General features: G+C 64.2%; 21 protein-coding genes. 7 read left to right on the top strand and 14 right to left on the bottom strand.

All coding sequences use genetic code 11. The features are described from left to right. Positions 1 to 276 precede the first annotated feature (276 nt). Positions 277 to 480, top strand: a complete 204-nt coding sequence (locus P9236_RS08005) for a hypothetical protein (RefSeq protein ID WP_278074069.1) — start codon at positions 277 to 279, stop codon at positions 478 to 480. Positions 481 to 545: 65 nt separating this feature from the next. On the opposite strand, the gene P9236_RS08000 is transcribed toward P9236_RS08005, so the two are convergent. The 4 genes from P9236_RS08000 to P9236_RS07985 all read right to left on the bottom strand — a co-directional run bounded on the left by P9236_RS08000 (position 546) and on the right by P9236_RS07985 (position 3,224). Beyond that, complete coding sequence (locus tag P9236_RS08000; protein ID WP_278074068.1) at positions 546 to 734, bottom strand: DUF3008 family protein; 189 nt, start codon at positions 732 to 734, stop codon at positions 546 to 548. A 58-nt stretch (positions 735 to 792) separates the two neighbouring features. Next, complete coding sequence (gene murI, locus P9236_RS07995) at positions 793 to 1,593, bottom strand: glutamate racemase (protein WP_278074067.1); 801 nt, start codon at positions 1,591 to 1,593, stop codon at positions 793 to 795. A gap of 108 nt (positions 1,594 to 1,701) precedes the next feature. Further along, a complete protein-coding gene (locus tag P9236_RS07990; RefSeq protein WP_278074066.1) occupies positions 1,702 to 2,304 on the bottom strand; it encodes a hypothetical protein in 603 nt (200 codons plus the stop codon). 80 nt (positions 2,305 to 2,384) lie between these two features. Further along, entirely contained in the window at positions 2,385 to 3,224 is an 840-nt protein-coding gene (locus P9236_RS07985) for an RNA methyltransferase (RefSeq protein WP_278074065.1), read from the bottom strand. Between the two features lie 207 nt (positions 3,225 to 3,431). Here P9236_RS07985 and P9236_RS07980 point away from each other — a divergent pair, with 207 nt between their 5' ends. Together P9236_RS07980 and P9236_RS07975 are read left to right on the top strand one after the other, a co-directional pair. Next, entirely contained in the window at positions 3,432 to 4,643 is a 1,212-nt protein-coding gene (locus P9236_RS07980; protein WP_278074064.1) for an NADP-dependent isocitrate dehydrogenase, read from the top strand. A gap of 86 nt (positions 4,644 to 4,729) precedes the next feature. Beyond that, positions 4,730 to 5,356: a glutathione S-transferase family protein gene (locus P9236_RS07975; RefSeq protein ID WP_278074063.1), complete on the top strand. Its 627-nt coding sequence runs from the start codon at positions 4,730 to 4,732 to the stop codon at positions 5,354 to 5,356. Between the two features lie 49 nt (positions 5,357 to 5,405). Here P9236_RS07975 and P9236_RS07970 read toward each other — a convergent pair whose 3' ends face one another. From P9236_RS07970 to recA, 4 genes are all read right to left on the bottom strand, one after another. After that, positions 5,406 to 5,885, bottom strand: a complete 480-nt coding sequence (locus P9236_RS07970; RefSeq protein WP_278074062.1) for a DUF2269 domain-containing protein — start codon at positions 5,883 to 5,885, stop codon at positions 5,406 to 5,408. Next, entirely contained in the window at positions 5,882 to 7,177 is a 1,296-nt protein-coding gene (locus tag P9236_RS07965) for an SDR family oxidoreductase (RefSeq protein ID WP_278074061.1), read from the bottom strand. Before P9236_RS07965 ends, P9236_RS07970 begins: the two co-directional genes overlap by 4 nt. Positions 7,178 to 7,185: 8 nt before the next feature. After that, positions 7,186 to 9,855, bottom strand: a complete 2,670-nt coding sequence (gene alaS / locus P9236_RS07960; protein ID WP_278074060.1) for an alanine--tRNA ligase — start codon at positions 9,853 to 9,855, stop codon at positions 7,186 to 7,188. A 257-nt stretch (positions 9,856 to 10,112) separates the two neighbouring features. Further along, positions 10,113 to 11,210 carry a recombinase RecA gene (gene recA / locus P9236_RS07955; RefSeq protein WP_278074059.1) on the bottom strand — a complete coding sequence of 366 codons (1,098 nt, stop codon included), beginning with the start codon at positions 11,208 to 11,210 and terminating at the stop codon, positions 10,113 to 10,115. Between the two features lie 281 nt (positions 11,211 to 11,491). On the opposite strand from recA, the gene P9236_RS07950 reads away from it, so the two are divergent. Next, a complete protein-coding gene (locus tag P9236_RS07950) occupies positions 11,492 to 12,430 on the top strand; it encodes a carbohydrate kinase family protein (RefSeq protein ID WP_278074338.1) in 939 nt (312 codons plus the stop codon). 65 nt (positions 12,431 to 12,495) lie between these two features. After that, positions 12,496 to 13,413, top strand: coding sequence for a pseudouridine-5'-phosphate glycosidase (locus P9236_RS07945; protein ID WP_278074058.1), 918 nt, complete (start codon positions 12,496 to 12,498; stop codon positions 13,411 to 13,413). A 59-nt stretch (positions 13,414 to 13,472) separates the two neighbouring features. On the opposite strand, the gene P9236_RS07940 is transcribed toward P9236_RS07945, so the two are convergent. Then, on the bottom strand, positions 13,473 to 13,796 hold the full coding sequence (locus tag P9236_RS07940; protein ID WP_278074057.1) for a TfoX/Sxy family protein: 324 nt from the start codon (positions 13,794 to 13,796) through the stop codon (positions 13,473 to 13,475). An 89-nt stretch (positions 13,797 to 13,885) separates the two neighbouring features. On the opposite strand from P9236_RS07940, the gene P9236_RS07935 reads away from it, so the two are divergent. Together P9236_RS07935 and P9236_RS07930 are read left to right on the top strand one after the other, a co-directional pair. Next, the gene (locus P9236_RS07935) at positions 13,886 to 14,383 is read left to right on the top strand and encodes a GFA family protein (RefSeq protein WP_278074056.1); all 498 of its coding nucleotides are present in this window, start codon (positions 13,886 to 13,888) and stop codon (positions 14,381 to 14,383) included. Between the two features lie 15 nt (positions 14,384 to 14,398). Beyond that, positions 14,399 to 14,857 carry a RidA family protein gene (locus P9236_RS07930; protein ID WP_278074055.1) on the top strand — a complete coding sequence of 153 codons (459 nt, stop codon included), beginning with the start codon at positions 14,399 to 14,401 and terminating at the stop codon, positions 14,855 to 14,857. Positions 14,858 to 14,880: 23 nt separating this feature from the next. Here P9236_RS07930 and sufA read toward each other — a convergent pair whose 3' ends face one another. The 5 genes from sufA to sufC form a co-directional block, all read right to left on the bottom strand. Continuing rightward, complete coding sequence (sufA, locus tag P9236_RS07925; protein WP_278074054.1) at positions 14,881 to 15,261, bottom strand: Fe-S cluster assembly scaffold SufA; 381 nt, start codon at positions 15,259 to 15,261, stop codon at positions 14,881 to 14,883. Positions 15,262 to 15,369: 108 nt separating this feature from the next. Beyond that, the gene (locus tag P9236_RS07920; RefSeq protein ID WP_278074053.1) at positions 15,370 to 15,762 is read right to left on the bottom strand and encodes an SUF system Fe-S cluster assembly protein; all 393 of its coding nucleotides are present in this window, start codon (positions 15,760 to 15,762) and stop codon (positions 15,370 to 15,372) included. A gap of 5 nt (positions 15,763 to 15,767) precedes the next feature. Beyond that, positions 15,768 to 17,009 (bottom strand): cysteine desulfurase, encoded by a 1,242-nt coding sequence (locus tag P9236_RS07915; RefSeq protein ID WP_278074052.1) that lies wholly within the window; start codon positions 17,007 to 17,009, stop codon positions 15,768 to 15,770. A 98-nt stretch (positions 17,010 to 17,107) separates the two neighbouring features. Then, positions 17,108 to 18,388 carry a Fe-S cluster assembly protein SufD gene (gene sufD / locus P9236_RS07910; protein WP_278074051.1) on the bottom strand — a complete coding sequence of 427 codons (1,281 nt, stop codon included), beginning with the start codon at positions 18,386 to 18,388 and terminating at the stop codon, positions 17,108 to 17,110. A 25-nt stretch (positions 18,389 to 18,413) separates the two neighbouring features. Next, positions 18,414 to 19,169 carry a Fe-S cluster assembly ATPase SufC gene (sufC, locus tag P9236_RS07905; RefSeq protein ID WP_278074050.1) on the bottom strand — a complete coding sequence of 252 codons (756 nt, stop codon included), beginning with the start codon at positions 19,167 to 19,169 and terminating at the stop codon, positions 18,414 to 18,416. Positions 19,170 to 19,176: the final 7 nt, after the last annotated feature.

Raw genomic sequence — 19,176 nt, 5'->3', positions numbered from 1 at the left:
CGTCAGTTCGAACAAGACCGCCGACAAACTGGCTTCCGGTGAGGTCTTATCCATGCAAAAGAAACCACCGGGCGTCGCCACCCGGTGTTGGTGCGCCTGTTAAACAGAGATTTAACTGCTGTCAAGCTTGTGACTGGCGTGACGACCGGCAGCCCTATAACAATTCAGCGTTGTACGCGGTGCCGGCGGACGGCATCAGGGCGGGTGCGATCGCTTTGGACATGGCTCGCCCTGACATTTTGATGAAGGGACTGGAGCAGAGGAGTCCGAATTCCCATGAAGAAGTTCTTCCTTACCTTGACCGGGGCTGCGGTTCTGGCTGGGTCGATGGCGGTCATGACGCCGGAGCCGGCGATGGCAAGGCACTGGCACGGCCATAGGCAGATCTGCCGCGTCGTGGTGCAGAAAAGGGTCGTATGGCGGCACGGCCACCGTCACGTCATCCGTGTCAAGGTGCGGCGCTGCCGCTGGATCTGGTAGACCCGACCCCGACTGCCCAAGGCAAAGTCCGCGGTCTCGCCGCGGGCTTTTTCTTGTGGGCCTTCTCAGCCGTCCGACTTCTTGTTGGGCAGGCCCTTGCGCTTGGTTTCGGCGAACTCCTCGAGCTGCTCTTCGCTCATCGATTCATACATGTCGCGCGAAGCGCCCTTAAGCTCGCTCTTCTTGATCTCGCCGCGCTTGGCGGCAAGTGCTGCGCCGGCAGCCTTTTGCTGAGCTTGCGATGTGGCAGGCATGACGGGTTTCTCCTTCGTTGTGAGGAGAAACGCCGCGCCACAGGCCGCAGTTCCAGCCCTAGCGCGCGGCCAGTCCAAAACCCTGGATGAGCCGTTTCGTGGCGAAATCCACCTTGCCGGAGGTGAAGATGGCGACATCCGGCTCGCTCTCGCCCGAAGGCCCGCCGAGGGGTTCGAGCAGGGACATGGCCCGCCGTGCGATGGCTTCCGCCGGATCGATCCAGTCGACCGGCCAGGGCGCCGTCTTGCGCATGCGGTTGGCCAGGAAGGGATAGTGCGTGCAGGCCAGCACGACGATGTCGGTGCGATTGCCGTCACGCTCGATGAAACAGGGCGCGATCTCGGCGCGCACGGCCTCCTCGTCGACAAAGCCCTCGCGCATGTAGATCTCGGCCAGTCCGGCCAGCCTGTCGCTGCCGACCAGGCGGACATGGCATTTCTGCGCCCATATGCTGATCAGGTCGCGTGTGTATTGGCGCTTCACCGTGCCCGGCGTCGCCAGAACCGACACCAGGCCGGAACGCGTACGTTCGGCCGCCGGCTTGATCGCCGGCACGGTGCCGACAAAGGGATGGCCGGGGAACTTTTCGCGCAGCGCATCGATCACCAGGGTCGAGGCGGTGTTGCAAGCGATTACCGAAATCGCCGGCTGCAGGCGGTCAAGCAATTTGCCGAACAGAGCGAGGATGTGTTCCTTGAGCGCCGGCTCCTCCCACGCGCCGTAGGGGAATGCCGCGTCGTCGGCGACATAGACGAAGCGACGATCCGGCATCAGGACCCGCGCCTCGCGCAGCACGGTCAGCCCGCCGATGCCGGAATCGAACATCAGGATCGGGCGGTGGCTTGATCGATCGCTCATTGTCATCCGACCACAGGAAGAGGCTGGCCGCTGAATTGGCCAACGCCGCTTCTATCCTGAACGATCATGGTCTTGAAGTGGCAAATGACAACAGCTTTTGCGCAGTGCTCAGAGCCCGCGTTTGCCAAAACCGGCGGGCCGCGGCCGACCGAACGGCTGGGGCGCCGGCGCTGCACGCGTGGTTTGCGCGCGCGGTGCGGCCGGAGCAACGCTCGCTGCCGTCCTCCCGGCGCGCGCCGGTTCCAGCAACGAGCCTTCGAAATCGAAAACCTCGGTCAACTCGTTGATATTGCTGCCGGCGACGGGCTTCGCCCACAGGATGGTGCACCAGAGGCCGAATATGGCAAGGCCGAGCAGGTTCAGGCCGCCAGGCGCGCTCTCGGGATTGCCGAAATCGATGACCAGCAGCGTGCCCGCCTGCAGGAAGGCATAGATGCCGGAAAAAACGATATAGGACCACAGGATCCAGCCCGAAGCATCGGCGTCGCGGCTACGGCGCCGGGCGATATTGCTGCGCAATGCAACGAAGATGAGCGACACGACAAGCGCGGCGCCGGCCAGGCCTTGCCGCGACGGCCCCGGCATCGAATTGATCAGCCCCGCAAAGCCGACCGTTGCGGCAATGCAAACGGCGATCGCCACCGCTTCCGCCATGAACAAGCCGAGCGAATAGAAGAAGAAGCGCAACCGACCAATATTGGACGTGAACATTGCTACCCCCACCGTTTCAATAATGGTGGGTCGAAACCGAATAATATTCGGTTACTTCGAGCGCCTGGACCTTACGGATTTTAACTTTCTTTGTCCGCTGCACGCTTTCGTGCTGCCGGCATCCGCCTCGGATCGTCGCCCGGCGAGCCGTCGCCACGCGGCATTGCAGGAGAAAACCTGTCGAGCGACGAGATGATGCCGCGCAACACCTTCAGCTCCGGTTCGGCGAACCCCGGCCGTGTCAGCACGGCGCGCAGATTGTCGACCATCTTCGGCTTCTTCTCTTCCGGACGGAAGTAGCCGCGCGCCTCGAGCGCGCCTTCAAGATAGGTGAGCAGGCTATGCAGCTGCTCCTTGGTCGCCGGCACCAGCTCCGGCCCTGAGAAGTTGGTCGCGGTCTCCTCGGCAAGGCCCGACTTCATCCACTCATAGGATATCAGCAGCACGGCTTGCGCGATGTTGAGCGAGGAGAAGCCCGGATCGACCGGAAAGGTGACGATCTCATCGGCGAGGCCGATCTCGTCATTGTAGAGGCCGAAGCGTTCGCGGCCGAACAGGATACCGGTGCGCAGTCCGGCCTGCTCGCGCGCCCGAAGCGCCCTGCCCGCTTCCACCGGACCGCGCACCGGCTTGAAGCCGTCGCGCTCGCGCGCCGTGGTCGCGAAGACGAAGTTGAGGTCGGCGACCGCCGAGGCCAGATCGTCGAAGACTTTCGTGGCATCGATGACATGGTCGGCGCGGCTGGCGGCCGCGCGCGCTTTCTCGCTCGGCCAGCCGTCACGCGGGTTGACCAGGCGCAGCTCCGAAAGGCCGAAATTCGCCATGGCGCGCGCGACCATGCCGATATTCTCGCCGAGCTGCGGCTCGACGAGGATGATCGCCGGTCCGGCGGTCTTGGCGGGGACGTTTGCGGCTGGCATGGCTCTCCGTAACCAGTGTTTGCGGCGTTTCGGCGTCCCCTGCCACATCCGGTTCGGAAAATGAAGCATTCACGACGGCGGCACTCGTCCATAGTGGTATGGATCGCGGTTTGCGCGCTCAAAAAGGCTTTGATATACGCTCCGCAACCCCGGCCGAAGCCATGCGGGCAAGGCCGTTCAGATCCCCAGCAACGAGGCATTCTTTCCATGGCGAAGATCAAGGTGGCGAACCCGGTCGTCGAGCTCGACGGCGACGAGATGACCCGCATCATCTGGCAGTTCATCAAGGACAAGCTGATCCACCCCTATCTCGACCTCAAGCTGGACTATTTTGATCTCGGCATCGAGAACCGCGATGCCACCAACGACCAGGTGACGATCGACTCGGCCAACGCGATCAAGAAATACGGCGTCGGCGTGAAGTGCGCGACGATCACGCCCGACGAGGCTCGCGTCGAGGAATTCAAGCTGAAGAAGATGTGGAAGTCGCCCAACGGCACCATCCGCAATATCCTCGGCGGCACCATCTTCCGCGAGCCGATCATCATGAAGAACGTGCCGCGCCTGGTGCCGGGCTGGACCAAGCCGATCGTCGTCGGCCGTCACGCCTTCGGCGACCAGTACCGCGCCACCGACTTCCGCTATCCCGGCAAGGGCAAGCTGACGATCAAGTTCGTCGGCGAGGACGGCACTGTGATCGAGCATGAGGTTTACGACGCGCCTGGCGCCGGCGTCGCGATGGCCATGTACAATCTCGACGAATCGATCCGCGAATTCGCCCGCGCCTCGCTGAACTACGGCCTGCTGCGCAACTTCCCCGTCTATCTGTCGACCAAGAACACCATCCTCAAGGCCTATGACGGCCGCTTCAAGGACATTTTCCAGGAGGTCTACGAGAAGGAATTCGAGGCCGAGTTCAAGGCGAGAAAACTCTGGTACGAGCATCGCCTGATCGACGACATGGTGGCTTCGAGCCTGAAATGGTCCGGCGGCTATGTCTGGGCCTGCAAGAACTATGATGGCGACGTTCAGTCCGACACGGTGGCTCAAGGCTTCGGCTCGCTCGGCCTGATGACCTCGGTGCTGATGACGCCGGACGGCAAGACGGTGGAGGCGGAAGCCGCGCACGGCACCGTCACGCGCCACTATCGTCAGTATCAGAAGGGCGAGGAAACCTCGACCAATTCGATCGCCTCGATCTTCGCCTGGACGCGCGGCCTCGCTCACCGCGCCAAGCTCGACGACAATGCCGAATTGAAGCGCTTCGCCGAGACGCTGGAAAAGGTCTGCATCCAGACCGTCGAGGCTGGCTTCATGACCAAGGACCTGTCGCTGCTGATCGGCCCGGACCAGCCCTGGCTCTCGACCACCGGCTTCCTCGACAAGATCGACGAGAACCTGCAGAAAGCGATGGGGTGAGCAGCGGTGCGCGAAGCGCATGAAAGGCCCCGAAATGGGCTTTTCAAGCGCCGAACGCCCGCAGCCATAGCGGAGGGCCGGGCCCGATGACCAAGGCGATCCTCTACGGCGCCGACTACAGCGTCTATGTCCGCATCGCGCGGATGACGCTGGAGGAAAAGGGCGTCGACTACGAGCTCGTCCCTCTCGACATCTTCGCGGCCGAAGGCATTCCCGCCTGGTTTCTCGAACACCACCCGTTCGGCCGCATCCCGGCCTTCGAGCATGACGGCTTTCGCCTGTTCGAGACCGGTGCCATCGCGCGCTATGTCGACGAAGCCTTCGACGGGCCCGCACTGCAACCTGCGGATCCGCGCGGTCGTGCGAGGATGGGCCAAGTCGCCGGCATGCTCGATGCCTATGGCTATCGGGCCATGGTCTGGGACGTCGCCGTGGAGCGGCTCGAGAAGGCGCCCGCCGACGAGGAACGGATTGCCGCCGGCCTCCGCCAGGCAGAGACTGTGCTGAAAGTTCTCACGTCGCTGAAGGCAAAAGACCCCTGGCTGCTTGGCGACCAGCTGACGCTGGCCGACCTGCACACGGCACCGGTCATCGCGTATTTCCTCAAGGTTGCCGAAGGGCGCGACCTGTTGGCGCGTTTCGCGGACATCGAGAGCTGGTATTCGCGCATCGCCGCGCGTCCGAGCTTTGCCCGGACGGAGAAAGCCGACTGAAGCAGCCGGCTGTCGGCCTGCGGCGGGTAGAGCCGCCTGGAACTGCCGGTTAGAATGCTATCTCCGGCCGGGTCACCATCAGCCAGAGGATCGCAAGCACCGCGCCGAAGGCCGGAAAGCCGAGGGCGAACCAGATGCGAAAGAGGCGCTTCTCCTCCTCGGGCAGAGGAGCGTTTTTCAATACGGCTTGCCGCGCCAGATCGCGCATGCGCATCTGAATCCAGACCACTGGCAGCCAGAAGGCGCCGGCAACGGCATAGAGCAGCAACGAAAGCACGATCCAGCCTTGGCTGAGCGGCCATCCCATCTCGCGCGCCAGCAACGCGCCGGTTATTGGCTGCACGACGACAGCGGTTGCCGTGAAGATGGCGTCGGCGATCACGACCGTGCCGGCGACATGGGCGACGATCTCGGGTTTGCCGGTCCGTTGCGCCATCAGCATGAAGAACGCTATGCCGGCGCCGGTGCCGAACAGCACGGTGGCGCCGATCACGTGCAACCACCGCAATATGTCCACCCAGAAGCTCATCGCTCTTCCGAAATCGCCAGAGCCACCAGGACGAGGCAAAGCGTCGGCACGGCCTTGACGATGGCCCCGAGAGGATCAAGCCAGAGATCGGGAGCAAGCGCCGCCGCCGCGGCAAGGTAGAGCAAGGTGATGGCAATCATCGCCATCAGCGCCGATCGTGCAAAGGGTCGAACGACGACCGCTGCACCGACAACGATGTCGGCGACGCTCCCGGCAAGAACCATCCCGAGCGCGAGGCCGTCCGGCAGGCCACGCGAGGTGAGAATCTCGACAGCCGCTTCCTGTCGGACAAGCCCGACAATGCCCGAAACCAGCCAGAACGCGAACAAGACGGCGAGGACGATCGGCTTCAGCAGCCAGAGGCGCGCGAACCACCGCTCCTGAACATGCGCCGGCATTGCAGCCAGCGTCGTTTCCAGAGGTTGCAGCGGGCGACCAATGATTTCGGCCCAGGGTTTCGGATTGCCGGTGACGCCGTTCTCGAGCGCGGCAAGCGCAGCGCTGCGCAAGGGAGATCGCCAACCGAGACGGCCGAGCCCATCCGCGCCCATGCCGGCGAGCCGCCCGACAATCGCCGGCACCGTCACAATCGGCGCCTTGGATAAGCCGAGCCAGGCCCGGAATTCGAGCAGGATGGCGCCGAGAGGCCTGGCCCGTTCCTCGACGAGATCGATGACCTGCCCTTGCGCCAGAGACCCGCCGACGGCCCGCGATACCGCCTCGGCGACCTCCGTGACCGATACCGTTTGGATCGGTCGGTCCGCGAGCACGGCCGGCACGAAGCATGGAAACGCGGCCAGCGCGCGCAGCAAAGCCGTTCCGCCATAGGCGGCGGGCGCGACGACGAGGCCGGGCCGCAGTATCGTCCAATCCAGGGAGGATGATGCGACGGCGCGGTCGCCTTCGGCCTTGGTCCGAAAGAACGCATCGTCGGAACCGAGGTCGGCGCCGATCGCCGAAATCTGCACCAGTCGGCGCACACCGGCCTGTTCGCAAGCAGTGACGAGGGCGGCGACCGACCGCCGGTGGACGGCGTCCAGATGGTCGCGCGGGCCGTCCTGCAAGGCGCCGGCGGCATTCACGAGGGCTTCCACGCCGGCAAGCAAGGGTGCCCAGTCCGCCGCCGCGACCAGCCGCGACATATCGGCCGCGATCCACTCTACGCCCGGCTTGCGCCGCCGCGCCTCGCGGACATCACGACCGAGCCCGACAAGGTCTTGTCCGTCCTCGATCAAACGTTCGAGAACGGCTTCTCCGATAAGTCCGTAGCCGCCAAGGACGAGGACTTTCATCCCCTGGCTCAGGCGGCTTCGAGGGCCGCCCTCACCGCCGCGATCGCGTCGTCGGCCTTGGAGGCGTCGGGGCCGCCGGCTTGCGCCATGTCGGGACGTCCGCCCCCGCCCTGCCCGCCAAGCGCGGCGGAAGCGACGCGCACCAGGTCGACGGCGCTGAAGCGGCCGGTCAAGTCTTCGGTAACGCCGACGACGACGCTCGCCTTGTTGTCCTCGCCGGCGCCGACAAAGACGACCACGCCGGAGCCAAGCGTCTTCTTGCCGGCATCCGCGAGCGGCTTCAGGTCCTTCGGCGCCACGCCGCTGACCGCCTTGCCGAGGAAGCCGACGCCGGCGACAGTTTCGTTGGTGGGCGGAGCATCGGACACGGCCGTGCCGGCGCCAAGCGCCAGCTTCTTGCGCGCTTCGGCAAGGTCCTTCTCGAGCTTCTTGCGCTCCTCGAGCAGCGTCTCGACTCTCGCCGGCACATCGGCCGGCGAGATCTTCAAGGTCGCCGCCGCTGCCTTCAGGCGCTTGTCCTGCTCGTCGAGATGCTTGCGCGCCGCCTCGCCGGTCAGCGCCTCGATGCGGCGCACGCCGGCCGCCACCGCGCTGTCCGACAGGATGCGCACCAGCCCGATATCGCCGGTCGATCTGACATGCGTGCCGCCGCAGAGCTCGACCGAGTAGGGACGGTTGGCCTTGGCGCCATGCAAGCCCGTACCCATCGACACCACACGCACCTCATCGCCGTATTTCTCGCCGAACAGCGCCATGGCGCCCTCGGCGATGGCATCGTCGACCGACATCAGGCGCGTCGTCACCGGGCTGTTCTGCACGACGATCTCGTTCGCCATGCGCTCGACGTCCTCGAGCTCGTCCGACGAGATCGGCTTGTTGTGCGAGATGTCGAAGCGGAGTCGATCCGGCGCGACCAGCGAGCCCTTTTGCGCCACATGGGTGCCCAGCACCTCGCGCAGCGCCTCGTGGATGAGATGCGTCGCGGAATGGTTGGCACGCAGCTTCGAACGCCGCGCATGGTCGACCTTGAGCTCCACGGTGGCACCTAGCTTGACCGTGCCGCTCGCCACCTTGCCGAAATGCACGAGCAGCCCGTCTGCCTTCTTCTGAGTGTCGGAGATCTCTATCGAGAAGCCGTCACCTGAGATCACGCCGGTATCGCCCATCTGGCCGCCGGATTCGCCATAGAACGGCGTCTGGTTGACGACCACGGCAATCGCGTCACCTTTGCTTGCGCTGTCGACGGTCTTACCGTCCTTGACCAGCGCCTGGATGAGGCCTTCCGCTTGCTCGGTCTCGTAGCCGAGGAATTCGGTTGCGCCGTTCTTTTCACGCACGGGAAACCAGACCGTCTCGGTCGCCGCTTCGCCGGAGCCCGCCCAATGCGCGCGCGCCTCCGCCCTCTGCCGCTCCATCGCATCGGTGAAGCCGGCCAGATCGACGGAGATGTTGCGCTGACGCAGCGCATCCTGCGTCAGGTCGAGCGGAAAGCCGTAGGTGTCGTAAAGCTTGAAGGCGGTCCCGCCGTCCAGCATGTCGCCGGCGCCGAGTGTCTCCGTCGCGTCCGCCAGCAGGCCGAGTCCGCGCACCAGCGTCTTGCGGAACCTGGTCTCCTCGAGCTTCAGCGTCTCTGTGATCAGCGCCTCGCCGCGGCTGAGCTCGGGATAGGCCTGGCCCATCTCGCGCACCAGCGCCGGCACCAGTTGCCACATCAAAGGTTCCTTGGCGCCAAGCAGCTGCGCGTGGCGCATGGCGCGGCGCATGATGCGGCGCAGCACATAGCCGCGGCCTTCGTTGGACGGCAGCACGCCGTCGGCCACCAGGAAGGAGGTCGAGCGCAGGTGGTCCGCGATCACGCGGTACGATGCCACGTTTTCCTCGCTCGGCCCGTGGCCGAGCGCCGAGGATGCCGCGTCGATCAGATGCTTGAACAGGTCGGTCTCGAAAACGCTCTCCACCCCTTGCAGGATGGACGCCATGCGCTCCAGGCCCATGCCGGTGTCGATCGACGGGCGCGGCAGATCGATGCGCTCGTCCTTCGTCACCTGCTCATACTGCATGAACACCAGGTTCCAGAATTCCAGGAACCGGTCGCCGTCCTCTTCCGGGCTGCCGGGCGGACCGCCCCAGATGTGCTCGCCGCGGTCTATGAAAATTTCCGAGCACGGGCCGCAGGGTCCGGTGTCGCCCATCGCCCAGAAATTGTCCGAGGTCGGGATGCGGATGATGCGATCGTCCGAGAAGCCGGCGATCTTCTTCCAGTAGCCGGCCGCCTCGTCGTCCGTGTGATAGACGGTGACCAGGAGCTTGTCCTTCGGCAGACCGAAATCCTTGGTGATCAGATTCCAGGCGAGCTCGATCGCGCGCTCCTTGAAGTAATCGCCGAACGAGAAATTGCCCAGCATCTCGAAGAAGGTGAGATGGCGCGCGGTGTAGCCGACATTGTCGAGGTCGTTGTGCTTGCCGCCGGCGCGCACGCTCTTCTGCGCCGTCGAAGCGCGCGAGTAGGGCCGCTTCTCCAGGCCGGTGAAGACATTCTTGAACTGCACCATGCCGGCATTGGTGAACATCAGCGTCGGATCGTTGCGCGGCACCAGCGGGCTGGAGGCGACGATCTCGTGACCCTCCTTGCGGAAGTAGTCGAGGAATGTCGACCGGATGTCGTTCACGCCACTCATGGATACCGCCTTTTCGTAGGAACCGCCGGCATGGCCGGCGGCAGATGGGCTTTCGTGCTTCAGAAGAGATAGATTGGCCTTTTAGCCGTAGCTCTTGAGCCTGTCCAGAAACACGGAACTGGGCCAATTCACGAGCTGCCCGTGCATGCATACCGGCCCCGAAAAGCAAACCGCCGGCGCTAAGGCCGGCGGTTCGGAACGCGGTATTACAGAACTCGATTACATAAGCTAAACTTAATACACCGCGATTGTGGCCCCTACATGGCGCCGGCTTCGTCCTCGAAACCGTCATCGCCGCCTTCGGAGCCGCCATTCTCGAGAAATTTCTCGGCGATAAGCCCGGCATTCTGCCTCAGCGCCAGTTCGATCTCGCGCGCCGTGTCCGGATTGTCGCGCAGGAACAGCTTGGCGTTCTCACGGCCCTGGCCGAGACGTTGCGAATTGTAGGAGAACCAGGCACCCGACTTCTCGACCACGCCGGCCTTGACCCCGAGATCGATCAGCTCGCCGGTTTTCGACACGCCCTCGCCATACATGATGTCGAACTCGACCACCTTGAAGGGCGGCGCCAGCTTGTTCTTCACCACCTTGACGCGGGTCTGGTTGCCGACCACCTCGTCGCGGTCCTTGACCGAACCGATGCGGCGAATGTCGAGGCGCACCGAGGCGTAGAATTTCAGAGCGTTGCCGCCGGTGGTGGTTTCCGGCGAGCCGAACATGACGCCGATCTTCATGCGGATCTGGTTGATGAAGATGACCATGGTGTTGGAGCGCGAGATCGACGCGGTGAGCTTGCGCAGCGCCTGGCTCATCAGGCGGGCCTGCAGGCCGGGCAGCGCATCGCCCATCTCGCCTTCGATTTCGGCGCGCGGCGTCAGTGCCGCGACCGAATCGACCACCAGCACGTCGATGGCGCCGGAACGCACCAGCGTGTCGCAGATTTCCAGCGCCTGCTCGCCGGTGTCGGGCTGGGAGATCAGGAGGTTTTCGAGATCGACGCCGAGCTTGCGGGCATAGACCGGATCGAGCGCGTGCTCAGCATCGACGAAGGCGCAGATGCCGCCCTTCTTCTGGGCCTCCGCAACGGTATGCAGCGCCAGCGTCGTCTTGCCCGAGCTTTCCGGCCCGTAGATTTCGATGATGCGGCCGCGCGGCAGGCCGCCGACGCCGAGCGCGATGTCGAGGCCGAGCGATCCCGTCGGCACGGTTTCAATCTCGACGACCTGCTCGTTGGCGCCGAGCCGCATGATCGAGCCCTTGCCGAAAGCGCGCTCGATTTGCGACAACGCCGCATCCAGAGCCTTTGATTTGTCCACTGCCTTATCCTCTACAAGCCGCAAAGTATTCTGAGCCATGATACATCACCCCTTGGTCGTCAATGAAGGCCGGACAATCCGTGATCCCTGCTGTTTTGTACCTTTTTTGTTCTCATTTGGCAAGGGGCAGCAAATGACTGAAAAACAATCGATATCTGGATTTGTTCTTTTTTTGTCTCACTAGAGCTAGGGCGCGCCAGCGCCGCTGGCCCAAAGACACTTCGACATCCGGCCGGCCCGAATCGCGTCACCGATTGCGGGGCGATGCGCGGAAACCTAGTGTGCGCACGCGAACAATCAACGAAGGTCACCTCCGCGGCATGCCGACATCCCCGAAAATTCTGGCGCTTGGCGGCGCCCATATCGACAGGCGCGGCCAGGTGTCGGGCATTTACGTGCCCGCCGCCTCCAACCCCGGCATCATGCGCGAGGATGTCGGCGGCGGCGTCTTCAACGCGCTGCGCAGCGTGGTGAAGCGCGGCGTGTCGGCGTCGCTGCTTTCGGTACGCGGCGGCGACGCGGCGGCCGAGACGGTCGCAGCGGCGATCGCAAGGGCCGGCATCGCCGATCTTTCGGTGGTGTTCCTCGACCGCGCGACGCCGAGCTACACGGCGTTGATCGACAGCGAGGGCGAGCTGATCGTCGGCTTTGCCGATATGGGCCTCTACGACCTCGCCTTCCCCAAGCAGATCCGCCGCGCCAAGGTGCGCGAGGCGATCGCCGAGGCCGACGCGATCCTCTGCGACGCGAACCTGCCGACGGCGGCGCTCGAGCGTCTCGTCGCGCAGGCCGGCGGCCGGCCGGTCTTCGCCATCGCCATCTCGCCGGCCAAGGTCGTGCGGCTGGCGCCGCTGCTCGGCGATCTGTCGCTGCTGTTCATGAACCGCCGCGAGGCGGCGGCTCTTTGCGGCGCCGACATGTCCGGCCCGGATGTTGTCGAGGCGCTCAGGCGACAGGGGCTGACGGCGGGCGTGGTCACGGCCGGCGGCGCTCCGGTGCTTGGTTTCGACGGGTCCGGTGCCTTTGCCATCGATCCGCCCGCGCCGCGGCGGGTCGCCGACGTCACCGGCGCCGGCGACGCCCTGACCGGCGCCACCGTTGCCGCGCTGCTGCGCGGCCTGCCCTTGCGGATAGCGCTGCGCGAAGGCGTTGCCGCGGCAATTCTGGCCATCGAGAGCGCCGAGGCGGTGCCATCCTTCACGGCCGCCAGTTTCGGCCAAGCGCTTGCCCTTGTGTCGGAGGCACGGGAAGTGGCATAGGGCCACCGGATCATCTTGCCCAGATCATCTTGCGAAGCGTTTGGCGCTTCGATCGGAGAACAGACATGACACCCGAAACCGCCCGCCGCTTCATCGACATCCACCCGCCGGTGGCGGAGGCGCTTGCCGCCGGGCGGCCGGTGGTGGCACTGGAAAGCACCATCATCACCCATGGCATGCCCTATCCCGACAATGGCGCGATGGCCGCCAAGGTCGAGCAGATCATCGCCGATGGCGGCGCGGTGCCGGCGACGATCGCCGTGGTCGACGGCCGCATCAAGATCGGGCTATCCGACGGCGAGCGCGAATCGCTCGCCATGACCGGCGACGCCATGAAGCTGTCGCGCGCCGATCTCGGTTTTGCCGTCGCTCAAAAGCGCACCGGCGGCACCACGGTGGCGGCCACCATGATCGCGGCGCAGATGGCGGGCATTAAGGTCTTCGCCACCGGCGGCATTGGCGGCGTCCACAAGGGCGCGGAAAAGAGCTTTGACATCTCGGCCGACCTCGACGAGCTGGCGCGCACGCCGATCATCGTCGTCTCGGCCGGCGCCAAGGCCATCCTCGACATCGAGAAGACGCTGGAGGTGCTGGAGACACGCGGCGTCCCCGTCATCGGCCATGGTTGCGAAACCATGCCCGCCTTCTGGTCGAGGCAGTCGCCGTTCCGTGCCCCGCTGACGCTGCATGCGCCTGAGGACATCGCGCATTTCTACGATACGCGCCAGGCGCTGGGCCTCAGTGGCGGCATTCTGGTCGCCAATCCGGTGCCGCAGAACGACGAAATCCCGGCCGCCGAGATGGACGGCTATATCCAGGCCGCTCAGAAGGCCGCCGAAGCGCAGAGCGTCACCGGCAAGGCGGTGACGCCCTTCCTGCTGTCGAAGATCCTGGAACTGACCGGCGGCCGCAGCCTCAAGACCAACATCGCGCTGGTTGAGAACAATGCGCGGCTGGCGGCGGAGATCGCCAAGGCGCTGTAAGAGCAGTTCCAGGAAAAGTGCGTAGCGGTTTTCCGTTCGGAATTGCGTAAAGCAGGGCCTTATCGGCCTGCCCGCCTTCCAGCCTCATAAGCCCGCCGCGCCCAGACCGCCATCTCGTCGGGATCGTCGAAGGCGCTGTCAGGCACGCTCCAATAGGGCATCGCCACCTCCTTGCCGTGCCGCGAGCCGGTGTAGGTCCATTGGCTGCAGCCGGCGGCCTCGAAACCGGGAATGCTCTCTTCGTCGGCTTTCAGCATCAGCTCGCCGCGCACGACGACGGCGACGATAATGCCGTCGCAATAGATGCCCTTGCCGCCGAACAGCTTACGGATGCTGATCGGGCCAAGGCTTTCGAACAATTCCCGAAGGCGCTCATCGTCCATGCCGCAATCATCGCATCCGGAATGGGCCTTGTCATCGCCGCAACCAAAGGCATGTTGACAGGTTGAGACCCGGAAATGGAGTTCACGCCATGCCTGTCCTGCTTAAAGGCTCCTGCCGCTGCGGCGCCGTCCGCTTCGAGGTGGAAAGCCACACACCCGTGCCGTTCATGCTCTGCTACTGTTCGATCTGCCGCAAGCAGCAGGGCGGCGGCGGTTTTGCGATCAACCTCGGCGCTGACTACGAGACGATGAACGTCACAGGCAAGCGCAGCCTCGGCGTCTACCGCGCCGAGATCGAGGACGACGAGCACCCGCATTGCGAGGTCTCCACCGGCGAGCGCAATTTCTGCAAGAAGTGCGGCTCGGCTCTTTGGCTCTACGATCCGAACTGGCCGGACCTCGTGCATCCCTTCGCCTCGGCGATCGACACCGACCTGCCTAAGCCGCCGGAAAAGGTGCATCTGATGCTGAAATATAAGGCGAACTGGGTCGAGCCGGTGATCGGCAGACAAGACAAGGTGTTCGAGGTCTATCCCGCGGAATCGATCGCCGGCTGGCACAAGCGGACTGGGATGTGGGTGGATTAGCGACAGGAGGCCGAAATGAACCTCACGACGCACAAGAAGTTCAAAGGCGATCGCTTGATGCCCTGGGGCAAGGGCACGGTCGTCACGGGCGCGAAGGGATATGTTTTTCTGTGCGGCAACACCGCCACGGTCGACGACTACGATCCGTCGAACCACGGGGGCGGCGCCATCGGCGATCCGGCCACGCAATGGCGCGCGATCCTTGCCAACATCAAAGCGGATCTGGAGGAACTTGGCAGCTCGCTCGACCATCTGGTCAAGGTGACGTTTTACATCAAGGGACCGTTCCCAACCGGCGGTGTACTCAGTTCACCGAATTTCCGTCTGGACGTGTTGGACGAATTCTTTGCCGAGCATTGCCCGAAGCACTGCAGCTACAACAATCCGCCGCCGTCCGAAGTGATCGGCGTTACCGCACTGGCGCAACCCGACCTCGTTGTAGAGCTTGTGGTGATCGCCGCGCTGCCAGACTGAACAGCGCAGCGGTGATTGGGTTATCAGGCCGAGGCGCGCGCCTCGGCCAGCGCCTTGAGGTCGGCCGGCTTCAGTTCGACGGATTCGCCGCAGCCGCAGGCTGAGCTCTGGTTCGGGTTCTTGAAGGTGAAACCGGTGCGCAGCGTCGTCTGCTCGAAATCCATCTCGGTGCCGAGCAGGAAGAGCGCCGCTTCAGGCGCGACATAGACATGCGCGCCGTCGCGCTCGACATGGTCGTCCTTGGGATTCGGCTCGGTGACCAGATCGATCGTGTATTCCATGCCGGCGCAGCCGCCCTTCTTGATGCCGAGGCGGATGCCGTTAGCATTCTCCCGCGTGGCGACGATCTCGCGCACGCGGTCGGCGGCCTTGTCGGTCATCGTGATGACGGCGAAGCGTCCCATGTCATTCTCCACGTTCGCGCGGGTTCAAGGCCCACGGAATGAGTCTGCCCTTAAGATGGTGAAGTTTCACCTTTGCTGCAAGTCAACCAATCTCTGTCGGGTCGTTGGTCAATACCATCCCACCGCGACCTGCGCCTCTTCCGACATGCGGTCGGGCGTCCATGGCGGGTCGAAAACCATGTTGACCTCGACCCCGGAAACGCCTTCGACGGCGCCGACGGCGTTCTCGACCCAGCCCGGCATTTCGCCGGCGACCGGGCAGCCCGGCGCGGTCAGCGTCATGTCGATCTTGACCGAGCGGTCGTCCTCAATGTCGATCCTGTAGACCAGGCCGAGCTCGTAGATATCGGCCGGGATTTCCGGATCGTAGACCGTCTTCAGCGCCGACACGATGTCGTCGGTCAGCCGTGCCAGCTCGTCGGCGGGAATAGCCGAGGCCGACACGATACCGTTGCCGGCCGTTTCCGGTGCGGTCTCTGCGGTGGTGCTCACATCGTCCATGGTCGTCACCCGAAGAATTTCCGCGCCTTTTCCAGCGCATCGGCCAAAGCGTCCACTTCGGCCCTGGTGTTGTACATGCCGAACGATGCCCTGCATGTGGAGGTCACGCCGAAGCGTTTCAACAGCGGCTGGGCGCAATGGGTGCCGGCGCGGACCGCGACGCCCTGCCGGTCGATCACCATCGACACATCATGGGCATGGATGCCCTGCAGTTCGAACGAGATGATGGCGCCTTTGCCGGGCGCGTCGCCGAAGATCCGCAGCGAATTGATGGCGCGCAGCCGCTCATGCGCGTAATTCTTGAGGTCCGCCTCATGTGCTGCGATGCGCTCGCGGCCGACCTTCTCCATATATTCCAGCGCCGCGCCCAGGCCGATCGCCTGCACGATCGGCGGCGTGCCGGCCTCGAAACGGTGCGGCGGCTCGTTATAGGTGACGATGTCCTGCGTCACCTCCTCGATCATCTCGCCGCCACCCATGAAGGGCCGCATCTCTTCCAGCATATGCTTCTTGCCGTAGAGCACGCCGATGCCCGACGGGCCGTAGACCTTGTGGCCGGTGAAGACGAAGAAATCGCAGTCGAGATCCTGCACGTCCACGGCCATGTGCACGGCGCTCTGGCTGCCGTCGACGAGCACGGGAATTCCACGCGCATGCGCGATGCGCACGATCTCGTTGATCGGCGTCACAGTGCCCAGCGCGTTGGACATCTGCGTGATGGCGACGAGCTTGGTACGGTCGGTCAGCCGCTTCTCGAATTCCTCGATGTGGAAAGCGCCGAGATCGTCGACCGGCACCCAGACGAGCTTGGCGCCCTGCCGCTCGCGGATGAAATGCCAGGGCACGATGTTGGAATGGTGCTCCATGATCGAGAGCACGATCTCGTCGCCCTCGCCGATCCTCGGCATGCCCCAGCCATAGGCGACCGTGTTGATCGCCGACGTCGTGTTGGAGGTAAAGACGATGTTGTCGGTGCTCGGCGCGTTGAGGAAGCGGCGCACCGTTTCCCGAGCCTTCTCATAGGCATCGGTCGCGGCGTTCGACAAAAAATGCAGGCCGCGATGGACGTTGGCGTATTCCTGTGAATAGGCATGCTGGATGGTGTCGAGCACCACCTGCGGCTTCTGCGCCGAGGCGCCATTGTCGAGATAGACCAGCGGCTTGCCATAGACTTGGCGCGACAGGATCGGAAAATCGCGGCGGATCGCCTCGACATCATAGGGAGCGGTTTCGATCTTCTGGTCCATTTCGAAGTCCTTGGCGGCCAAAGCCGCGATCCTTCCAACACCCCTCATCCGACCGAGCTTCGCTCGGCCACCTTCTCCCGCCTGGGGAGAAGGAAGTGCTACCCGTGCGTCAGGAACCAGCCGTCGAGCCGCGCTTCGAGCGCGTCTACCAGCGCCTCGTCGTCCAGTTCCTCGATCACTTCGGCCACGAAAGCCTTCACCAGCAGGCCCCGCGCCGTCTTCTCGTCGATGCCGCGCGCCATCAGATAGAACAGATGATTGTGGTCGATCTCCGTGACCGTCGCGCCGTGGCCGCAGACGACATCGTCGGCGAAAATCTCCAGCTCCGGCTTGGTCGAGAACTCGCCGTCGTCCGACAGAAGCAGCGTGTTACAGGCCATCTTGGCGTTGGTCTTCTGCGCATATTGGTGCACGTTTATGCGGCCTTGGAAGACGCCACGCGCCCTGCCGGTCACCACGTTGCGCATCACTTCCGTCGAGCTCGTGTGCGGCACGGCATGATCGAGCACCATCGTGGTGTCGGTATGCGTGTCGCCGGCCAGAAGGTTGATGCCGCGCAGCTTGAAATCCGCGCCTTCTCCCGTGGTCCTGACCACGACCTCCTGCCGCACCAACCTGCCGCCCGCGTTCATGACGAACAGCGTCAGCTTCGCGTCCTTGCCGATATGCGCCTTGAACTGGGCGAGATGCGTGGCCGTATCCGGCTGCTCCTGCACGATCAGCCAGGTCACTTCGGAGCCGTCACCGACCACGAGCTGGCTGACCGAGCTGATGAGCGCCCCGCCGTCTTCGCTTGCCTCGCCCGCCTGGCGCTCGACGATGATCGCCTTGGCGCCGGCACCGACGCGCGTCAGCAGCCGCACATGCGCCTGGCCGCCGGACTGCAGGTTCTGCAGCTCGATCGGCTTTTCCAGCACCGTGCCGTCGGCGATGTCGACGAAATAGCCGTCGGCGACGAAGGCGGTGTTCAGCGCGCCGATCGCGTCATCGGCGCCATAGGGATCGAGCCCGGGCGCGACGCTGCCGTCGGTGAGTTTTTCCGACAGGCGCTGTACCGTGACGCCCTCGATCTCGGGCAGCTTGCCGGTGGAGACGCCGTTGAGCACCGGCAGCACCGCGGCGCCGTCAAGAACCGGCTCGAGTGGTTTCGCGACCGTTTCGGCCTCGAAAACCGGCACCGAGGTCAGCAGCCGGCGCAGGTCCGTATAGTGCCAGGATTCGATGCGCCGCGTCGGGAGGCCGTGCTTGATGGCTTCGATCGCGTCGTCGCGCTTCGTCATCACCGCGCCGTCGCCAGGCAGCAGCGAAAGCCGCTCGCCGAAGGCATCGATCAGCGCCGTCTCGGCCAGTGTCCGCTGGGGCTGTGCGTGCATGTTCATAGCTCTCGCCTCACTCGGCCCCATCTCACGCGGCTTGCCCGATCACGCCGGCATAGCCGTTGGTTTCGAGATCGAGCGCCAGCGACTTGTCGCCCGACTTGATGACCTGCCCCTTGTAGAGCACGTGCACGCTGTCCGGCACGATATGCTCGAGCAGGCGCTGGTAGTGGGTGATGACGACGATCGCCCGCTCCGGCGACCGCAGCGCATTGACACCGTCGGCGACGATCTTGAGCGCGTCGATATCGAGGCCGGAATCGGTCTCGTCGAGCACGCACAGCTTTGGCTCGAGCAGCTTCATCTGCAGGATCTCGGCGCGCTTCTTCTCGCCGCCCGAGAAGCCGACATTGAGCGGCCGCTTCAGCATGTTCATGTCCATGTTGAGCGAGGCGGCTGCGTCCTTCACGCGCTTCAGGAATTCCGGGATTTTCAACGGCTCCTCGCCGCGCGCCTTGCGCTGCTCGTTCATCGCCACCTTGAGGAATTCCATGGTCGCGACGCCAGGTATCTCCATCGGATACTGGAAGGCGAGAAAGATGCCGGCGCTTGCGCGCTCGGCCGGATCCATTTCGAGGATCGATTGGCCATTGTAGAGGATGTCGCCTTCGGTGACCTCATAGTCCTCGCGGCCGGCGAGGATGTAGGACAACGTCGACTTGCCCGAACCGTTCGGGCCCATGATGGCGGCGACCTCGCCGGCTTTCACCGAGAGATTCAACCCACGGATGATCTCGGTGCCGTCATCGACGATGCGGGCATGCAAATTCTTGATCTCGAGCATAATTTCT

It is taken from the genome of Mesorhizobium sp. WSM4884, assembly GCF_029625675.1.
In the GTDB taxonomy this organism is placed as follows: Bacteria; Pseudomonadota; Alphaproteobacteria; order Rhizobiales; family Rhizobiaceae; genus Mesorhizobium.
The sequence above is the reverse complement of the archived record's forward strand: the minus strand, read 5'-3'. Positions and strand labels throughout refer to the sequence as shown.